This window comes from Caulobacter sp., from assembly GCF_049283275.1.
In the GTDB taxonomy this organism is placed as follows: domain Bacteria; phylum Pseudomonadota; class Alphaproteobacteria; order Caulobacterales; family Caulobacteraceae; genus Caulobacter.
Window position 1 is genome coordinate 1 of record NZ_JBAPVS010000295.1, and the last position, 6453, is coordinate 6453.

At 67.2% G+C, this 6453-nt stretch carries 7 protein-coding genes; 4 read left to right on the forward strand and 3 right to left on the reverse strand.

The window, feature by feature from the left end; translation table 11 throughout:
* Positions 1-14: 14 nt before the first annotated feature.
* Positions 15-1520 (forward strand): carboxylesterase/lipase family protein, encoded by a 1506-nt coding sequence (locus WAL33_RS16705; protein ID WP_422182657.1) that lies wholly within the window; start codon positions 15-17, stop codon positions 1518-1520.
* Positions 1521-1641: 121 nt separating this feature from the next.
* Here the strand turns inward: WAL33_RS16705 and carA are convergent, their stop codons facing one another.
* On the reverse strand, positions 1642-2808 hold the full coding sequence (gene carA, locus WAL33_RS16710; RefSeq protein WP_422182651.1) for a glutamine-hydrolyzing carbamoyl-phosphate synthase small subunit: 1167 nt from the start codon (positions 2806-2808) through the stop codon (positions 1642-1644).
* Between the two features lie 269 nt (positions 2809-3077).
* Here carA and WAL33_RS16715 point away from each other — a divergent pair, with 269 nt between their 5' ends.
* From WAL33_RS16715 to WAL33_RS16725, 3 genes are all read left to right on the forward strand, one after another.
* Positions 3078-3371, forward strand: a complete 294-nt coding sequence (locus WAL33_RS16715) for a DUF1272 domain-containing protein (protein ID WP_422182652.1) — start codon at positions 3078-3080, stop codon at positions 3369-3371.
* A 189-nt stretch (positions 3372-3560) separates the two neighbouring features.
* Complete coding sequence (locus tag WAL33_RS16720) at positions 3561-3743, forward strand: hypothetical protein (RefSeq protein ID WP_422182653.1); 183 nt, start codon at positions 3561-3563, stop codon at positions 3741-3743.
* Positions 3744-3827: 84 nt separating this feature from the next.
* The gene (locus WAL33_RS16725; RefSeq protein WP_422182654.1) at positions 3828-4523 is read left to right on the forward strand and encodes an HAD family hydrolase; all 696 of its coding nucleotides are present in this window, start codon (positions 3828-3830) and stop codon (positions 4521-4523) included.
* 145 nt (positions 4524-4668) lie between these two features.
* Here WAL33_RS16725 and WAL33_RS16730 read toward each other — a convergent pair whose 3' ends face one another.
* Together WAL33_RS16730 and WAL33_RS16735 are read right to left on the reverse strand one after the other, a co-directional pair.
* Positions 4669-5181 (reverse strand): hypothetical protein, encoded by a 513-nt coding sequence (locus tag WAL33_RS16730; protein WP_422182655.1) that lies wholly within the window; start codon positions 5179-5181, stop codon positions 4669-4671.
* A 115-nt stretch (positions 5182-5296) separates the two neighbouring features.
* Positions 5297-6453: acyltransferase family protein (locus tag WAL33_RS16735; RefSeq protein WP_422182656.1), on the reverse strand; the 1157-nt coding region annotated here is incomplete at its 5' end.

Sequence of the window (6453 nt, forward strand, 5' to 3'; positions counted from 1 at the left end):
AGCCCGGCCCGGTCGTGGCCACCACCCATGGCAAGGTGCGCGGCGCGGTCGGCGACGGCGTCCAGGTGTTCAAGGGCCTGCGTTACGGCGCCGACACCGGTCCGCTGCGCTTCATGCCGCCCCGGCCGCCCAAGCCCTGGACCGGCGTCGCCGACGCCCTGGCCTACGGCGCGGCCTGTCCGCAGGGCAAGGGCGAGGCGGGCGAGGCGCTGAGCGAGGACTGCCTGTTCCTCAATGTCTGGACGCCCGCCCCGCTGACCAGGAAGGGCCTCGCCGACGGCAAGAAGCGGCCGGTGATGTTCTACATCCACGGCGGCGCCTACAACACCGGCTCCGGCGCCAGCCCCTGGTACGACGGGACCAAGCTGGCCAAGCGCGGCGATGTGGTGGTCGTCACGGTCAACCACCGGCTCAACGCCTTCGGCTACCTGTATCTGTCGCGGCTGTTCGACGATCCGTCGGTGGCCGACAGCGGCAATGTCGGCCAGCTGGACCTGGTCCTGGCCCTGCAATGGGTGCGCGACAACATCGCCGCGTTCGGCGGGGATCCGGGCAACGTCATGCTGTTCGGCCAGTCGGGCGGCGGCGCCAAGATCGCCACCCTGATGGCCATGCCGGCCGCCAAGGGCCTGTTCCACCGCGCCGCCACCATGAGCGGCCAGCAGGTCACCGCCGCCGGCCCGTTCAACGCCACAAAGCGCGCCAAGGGCTTCATCGACAAGCTGGGGATCAAGGACCTGGCCGCCTTGCGCGCCCTGCCCGCCGACCAGTTCCTGGCGGGACTGAAGGCCGTCGACCCGATCGCCGGCAGCGGCGGGGTCTATATGGGTCCGGTGCTGGACGAGCGGACCCTGACCCGCCACCCGTTCTTCCCCGACGCCACGCCCCTGAGCCTCTCCGTACCGATGATGTGCGGCAACACCCACGACGAGACGCGCGGCTTCGTCGGCTTCGACAAGAGCCTTATGGCCATGACCTGGGAGCAGGTGGTCGCCAAGCTGCCCGCCCAGTTCAACGCCCGCATCGACATCGACCCGGCCACGGTGGTGGCGGCCTATCGCGAGATCTATCCGAACTACACCCCGTCAGACGTCTATTTCGCGGCGTCGACGGCCGGCCGCTCGTGGAAGGCGGCGATCATCCAGGCCGAGGAACGCGCCAAGGCGGGCGCGCCGGCCTGGGTCTACCAGCTGGACTGGCGCTCGCCCAAGGACGGCGGGATCTGGGGCGCGCCGCACACCCTGGACATCCCGTTGGTGTTCGGAAACCTCGACGCCCCGGGCGTGATCACCGGCGCGGGCCCGGAAGCGTCGGCCATGCACGAACGCGTGGCCGACGCCTTCATCGCCTTCGCGCGGACGGGTAATCCGAACTGCGCGGCGATCCCGAAATGGGAGCCCTACACCCTGCCCCGGCGCCAGACCCTGGTGTTCGACAACGCCACCCGGCAGGAAGACGACCCCCGCGGCGCCGAGCGGCGGCTGTTCAACAAGGTCCCGGTCACGCAGTTCGGGACTTAGCCCCGCGAGGCCCCCTCCGGCCCTACGGGCCACCTCCCCCAACGGGGGAGGAACTAAGTCGAGCAGATGCTCCCCCCTTCGGGGGAGCTGTCGCGAAGCGACTGAGGGGGTTTGCTTCCGCCTACTTCGCCTGATCCATCAGCCCGGCGAACCGCTCGAACAGGTACAGGCTGTCCGTCGGCCCCGGCGAAGCCTCCGGGTGGTGCTGCACCGAGAACACCGGCTTGTCGGTCAGGGCGATGCCGGCGTTGGTGCCGTCGAACAGCGACACGTGGGTCTCGGTTACGGCTTTCGGCAGCGAAGCGCTGTCGACCGTGAAGCCGTGGTTCATCGAGACGATCTCGACCTTGCCGGTCGTCAGGTCCTTCACGGGGTGGTTGGCCCCATGGTGTCCCTGCTCCATCTTCACGGTCTTGGCGCCCACCGCCAGGGCCAGCATCTGGTGTCCCAGGCAGATGCCGAACACCGGCTTGCCGCTGGCGACCAGTTTCTGGATTTCGGGCACCGCGTATTCGCCCGTGGCGGCCGGGTCGCCCGGGCCGTTGGACAGCAGCACGCCGTCGGGATTGCGGGCCAGGATGTCCTCGGCCGAGGTGTTGGCCGGCACCACCGTGGCGCGGGCGCCGACATGGGCCAGGGCGCGCAGGATGTTGCGCTTGACGCCGTAGTCCAGGACCACGACCTCGTACTTGGGCTTGTCCAGCTTGGCGTAGCCTTCCGGCCACGACCACAGGCCCTCATCCCAGGTGAAGGTCTGGGTGGTGGAGGCGTCCTTGGCCAGGTCCAGGCCTTCCAGGCCCGCCCAGGCCTTGGCCTTGGCGACCAGGGCGTCCAAGTCGAACTTGCCCTCGGGCGAGTGGGCGATCACGCCGTGCGGCATGCCGGTCTCGCGGATCTTGCGGGTCAGGGCGCGGGTGTCGACGCCCGACAGGCCGATCATGTTGCGGCGCTTCATCCAGCCGTCGAAATCGCTGTCGGCGCGCCAGTTGGCCTGCGCCGTGGGAGCATCGCGGAAGATCGCGCCGCGGGCGGCGGTCTCGGCGCCGCCGGCCATCTGCTCGAGGTCCTCGACGTTCGCGCCCACATTGCCCACGTGGGGGAAGGTGAAGGCGACGATCTGGGCCATGTAGGAGGGGTCGGTCAGGATCTCCTGGTAGCCGGTCATGGCGGTGTTGAAGCACACCTCGCCGACCGCATCGCCGACCGCGCCGCAGCCGACGCCTTGCAGGATCGTGCCGTCGGCCAGGGCCAGAATTCCAGTAACGCCGGGGAGAAGGTCTTGGGACATCTCGGAAAGCGCCTCCAGAAACGCGGGGCCAGGATAGGCCGGTCATTGTCGCAAAAAGGCGGGCCGGGAGTAACCCCCGCCCGCCGCGCAAACGGCGGCGTGTCTAGGGGTCTATGGGTGGGGGGTCAACCCCTTCGATCACGCCGGGCAAGGCGGCTCGCCACATTCCCGTGATCGGTGAACGAGTCCCCTCGCGCGGCAAGGCCCAAAGCCCTTATGCTGAAAGGGCCAAGCGCCACAATAAGCACGAGAACAAGGGAGGACGGCCCATGCTCGAACTGCGCCCCAATTGCGAGTGCTGCGATCGCGATCTGCCGCCCGACAGCCCGGACGCGCGGATCTGCACCTTTGAATGCACCTTCTGCATCGACTGCGTGGAGACGCGATTCTCCGGCGTCTGCCCCAACTGCGGCGGCGACCTTTCGGCCAGGCCCATCCGCCCAGTCGCGGCCCTGCACAGGTTCCCCGCCTCGCTGAAGCGCGTCTACAAGGCCCACCCGGCCTGCGCCGGTTTGCGCCCGCCACCGTCCGACACGCGGCAGCCCCCGCCGTCCTGGGCGTAAGGGCCCAGACCACGCCCCCCACGTTTCGTCATTCCCGCCCTTGTGGCGGCATGCCGGTCAACGCCGTGATCTTTTTGGCGCAAAGCTCCCAGCGCGCGGAAAACCTATCTTGACCTTAGGAACGTCGGGAAGCCGACATCGTTCTGGATGCAGGTTGGAGGGGCGTCTCCAGTTGTACCTGTGTCTTGAATGTCCAATTCCCTTGATGATTCCGCCGAGGAACCGGCCTCGACCGTGTCGGCGAACCTGACCGAGCAGATGCTCCACCTGACCAACCGGTTCGAGGAGGAGCGTCTCAAGCTCGAAGAACGCACCTTCCAAACCGACGGCGACAACGACGACACGACCGACGACCAGGACGAGGAAGGCTGACCCTTTCCTCGGGTGTCGGCCGTCGTGTCTTTGCCTAGGGCGGCGAGGCGGCGTATCACCCGGTTGCGATCCGGAGACCTTTCCATGCCCGTCACCACCGTCGGTATCGACGCCGACGACACCCTTTGGCACAACGAGACCATCTTCCGCCTGACCCACAAGCGGTTCGTCGAACTGCTGGCCCCCTATGGCGACGAGGCCCAGATCGAAGCCGAGCTGGCCGAAACCGAGAAGCGCAATCTGCGGCTCTACGGCTACGGGGCCAAGGGCTTCACCCTGTCGATGATCGAGACCGCGATGGAGCTGACCGACAGCCAGGTCAGCATCGGCGTGATCCGCCAGATCCTGGCGTCCGGCCGCGAGATGCTGACCGAGCCGGTCGAGCCCCTGCCCGGCGTCGAGAAGGCCCTGGCCACGCTGTCGGAGCGCTATCGCCTGGTGCTGATCACCAAGGGCGACCTGCTGCACCAGGAGCAGAAGCTGGCCGCCTCGGGCCTGGGCGACCTGTTCGCCGCCGTCGAGATCGTGTCGGAAAAGGACGCCGACACCTATCGCCGGGTCTTCGCCCGCCACGGCTCCGGGCCCGAGCAGGCGGTGATGGCCGGCAATTCGGTGAAGTCCGACATCATCCCGGCCCTGGAGGCCGGCGCCTGGGCGGCCCTGATCCCCTACCCGCTGGTCTGGGCCCACGAAGCGGCGACCGCGCCCAAGGACCACGGGCGGTATGGCGAGCTGGCGTCGATCGGCGAGCTGCCGGGCTGGGTGGACGGGCTTTCCTGAATCCCTCTCTCTTAGAGAGAGGGAGGGGCCCATGGCGAAGCCATGGGAGGGTGAGAGGTTACACCGCCGGCCGGCGTGCCGGCGGGGCGCGGAGGATCGCGCCGAAGGCCGCTTCCGATCCGTTGCGGACAATCCCATCATCCACTTACGGCAGGCGCTGACGCCACCAAGCATCAACCTCAGCGAAGATCTCTCCAATGTAAGTCCATTCACGCTCATCACCGGGTAGGCGGCGAGCGGTCGTCTGTAGCGCCGGTCCGATGGGGCCTTGACCGTAGTCCCCCTGACTGTAACCGCGTGCCGTCAATTTCGTCATGCTCATCGTTCTCACGACACTTGGATTGCTGACATCACGATGCTTTGCACCGAGCGCAATTTCTTTGAGCGTCCATCCGTAGGGGCATGTGGCGAGGAAATCGGCCTCAGTAATCACTCTTTCTTGGATCGCCCAATCGAGCACGTGGAAAAGGAGGACCGCCCCCGCCAAGGCTTTGGAACGGTTACCCGGGTCCTTCAGGCTTGCGTCGCACGCAGGCACCGCTACGTCGTCGAAAAACTCCCGAGCGGAAAAGATCAGGTGGTCAAGCGGCGAGTTCCCCATAGCCACTTTTAGCACTGTTGATGGGCGTTGCGGCTCTGATCTCGGGCAGATCGCCAATGACCGCTTTCCACCCTCGCCACCATTCCCAGCGTCCGCCGCCAACGCCGCGTGAAACCGGCCAGCGGTGAAACCTCTCACCCTCCCACCGCTTCGCGGCGGGCCCCTCCCTCTCTCAATGAGAGAGGGGTTTCTTAGCGCCCAACCCTGAAATCCAGTCCCGCGCCGGCCGCTCGAACAGCACCAGCGACAGATAGGCCAGCGGGATCAGGGCCAGCACCCAGAACAGCACCCACAGCCGCAGGGCGTCGCCGGTCAGGTGCAGGCGGGCCACGCCCACCCAGTTGATCCCCATCTTCAGGACGATCGGGTGCAGCAGGTACAGGCTGAAGCTCAGCTGGGCCCAGGGCGCCAGGCGGCGGCTGACCCCGCCCTGCGGGCCGGCCGCGTCGGCCGCGACCCCCGCCAGGCCCAGGGCGTAGACGATCAGCAGCAGCAGGGTCCGCTCGATCCGCAAGGTCGAGGCGACCAGGAACACCGCCAGCAGCCCCCACATCCAGACCCTTGCGAACGGCAGCCGGCCCAGCGGTTCGCGCAGCTGGAAGGCCAGCATGCCCAGCAGGAAGCCCGGCACGGCGCGCAGCACCCCGAAGTTCCAGGTCCACTGATGGAAGGGCATGGGGCCGTCCGGGTTCAGCAGCAGGATGACAAAGCTGGCGACCACCACCAGGGCCGTGGCGATCCGTCCCCGCGCCGTGATCCAGAACAGCAGCGGCAGGATCAGATACATCCCCATCTCGGCGCTGATCGCCCAACTGACGAAGTTCCAGGTCTGGCTATGGCAGGTATGCCAGGCGTGGACGAACAGCACGTTGGGCGCGATGCAGGACAGGTCGTAGCGCTTGGGATCGACATCCCCGCCCCAGCCCATCACCCCGGCCGCCCAGACCCCGATGAACACCAGCATGGTGGCCCAATGCAGCGGCCCCAGCCGGGCCACCCGCTTCTTGATGAAGGTCCCGTACTTGTTCCAGCTGGTCAGCCGGCCGGTATAGATCGCCGCCATCACATAGCCGGAGATCAGGAAGAACAGGTCCACGATCAGGGAAAAGCCCTTGATCATGTCGTCGGCCACCTGCCAGCGCCCATCCAGGTTGATGTAGCGGTTGAAGTGGAAGACCACGATCATCAACGCCCCGACGATGCGCAGGGCGTCCAGATGCAGCATCTCGTCGGAGTCGGGCTTCAGCGGCGGAAGGGCTTTCATCACCCAGGGATGGGACGAGCGACGGCGATGGTCAAGCTCCCTGGCCGGGGACATGCCCTTGCGGC